Genomic DNA, 1,844 nt, shown 5'->3' with positions numbered 1-1,844 from the left:
GAGTGGTGGGGCGAGGACCTTTTGGTTACTTTTGGGTCCTTCCAAAAGTGACCCGCTGTAAGAGCGGAACCATAAGCCGCCATAACCGCAGCAACGGATATGTACCCCAACAAACCTCAATCAAACGCAACCCCACTCCCACCTAAAAACCACCAAGACTGTTGCGATTTGGGCAACAGTCATTATCTTGTTACACTCTACACCGCACCGCTCACCTGCGTTACGTTGACGCACCGATGAGCGCGACGGCAAAGACAGTCACCCCGCTCCCCCCAATTCCCCTCGACTATTTCCAGGGCTCTACACCGGGAATCTGTCTTAAAGCCGCTGACTTCAGCGGCTTTTTTTTGCCGTAAAAAAGGCCAGGCACACCCCCACGACACTGGCCGTTTCCGATAGACCAAAGGAGCTCCACCGGTGAAGAACTCGCTGACGTTCACCCCGCTATTCCTCGCGATTGCAGCAACGATCGCACCTCTCGCCCACGCGGCAGACACCACCCCGGCCGACGGTTTCGTCGCAGGCTCCAGCTTCAAAATCAACACCCGCAACTACTACATGAACCGCGACCGGCGCGATATTCACACCGATGACAGCAAGGAGTGGGGCCAAGGCTTTCTCGGCACGTTTGAATCCGGCTACACCCAAGGCACCGTCGGCTTCGGTGTGGACGTCAATGCGATGCTCGGCCTCAAGCTTGATGGCGGTGGCGGCACTGATGGCTCCAGCATCCTTCCCTACGGCAGCGGCAACGGCAAAGCGCCGGGTTCGTTTTCCACGGCTGGCGGCACCTTGAAAATGCGTGCTTTCGACACGGAGCTCAAAGCCGGCGACCTGTTCCTTAACAACCCGGTTATCGCCGGCGGCATGACCCGCATGCTGCCGCAGACGTTCCGTGGCGTAAGCCTGGTCAATCACAGCTTCGACGGCTGGATGATCGAAGGCGGTCAAGCCAGTTTCACCAAGCTTTACAACCAAAGCGGTCATCGCCGCATCGGCACCAGCTACGGCGCGTTGCCCGACAATACCGACAGCCAGCACCTGAACTGGGCCGGTGTGTCGTTCAGCGGCGTTCCGGGCTTGACCAGTAACCTGTACGCCTCCGAATTGAAAGACGTATGGCACCAGTACTACTACGACCTGGACTACTCCTACGCGCTGAATGACTTGGTCAGCCTCAACCCCGGCTTGCACTATTACCACACGCAAAACACCGGGCAATCGCTGTTGGGAGACATCGACAACAACACCTACAGCCTGCATTTCACCGTGGGCGTGGGCAATCACAGCGTCACCGCCGCCTACCAGCGGGTCAACGGCAATACGCCGTTCGACTACATCACCCAGGGCGACAGCGTGTACCTGGATAACTCCCAGCAATATTCGGACTTCAACGGTCCCAACGAGCGCTCGTGGAAGCTCAAGTACGCCTATGACTTCGCCGGGCTGGGCATGCCTGGCCTGACCTCCGCCGTGTCCTACATCAGCGGTAAGACCGATCTGACCAAAGTCGACCCCAACAGCCGGGGCTACAGCGCCTGGTACAGCGCCGACGGCAAAGACGCCAAGCACTGGGAACGCGATATCGACCTGAAATACGTGGTGCAAGGCGGCAAGGCCAAGGACTTGGCCGTGCGCCTGCAATGGGCGACCAACCGTGGCAGCAATGGCTACTCGGCAGTGGACCGGGACGTGGATGAATACCGGGTGATCGTCGACTATCCGATAGACGTGTTCTAAGCCCAGCCCGTTAAGGGCGAACACTGCCCCTGTGGCGAGCGGGCTTGCCCCGCGTTGGGTTGCGAAGCGACCCTAAAAAGGAAGAATGCGGTGAGTCAGATACT

1 protein-coding gene is annotated in these 1,844 nt (G+C 58.6%); it reads left to right on the top strand.

What is annotated here, in order from left to right; genetic code table 11:
• Positions 1-417: 417 nt before the first annotated feature.
• Positions 418-1,740 (top strand): OprD family porin, encoded by a 1,323-nt coding sequence (locus Q7C20_RS26605; RefSeq protein ID WP_375071171.1) that lies wholly within the window; start codon positions 418-420, stop codon positions 1,738-1,740.
• The last annotated feature ends 104 nt before the right edge of the window (positions 1,741-1,844 follow it).

Source organism: Pseudomonas sp. AMR01 (genome assembly GCF_041946035.1).
Taxonomy (GTDB): domain Bacteria; phylum Pseudomonadota; class Gammaproteobacteria; order Pseudomonadales; family Pseudomonadaceae; genus Aquipseudomonas; species Aquipseudomonas antarctica_B.
This window is presented reverse-complemented; position numbering and strand designations above follow the sequence as displayed.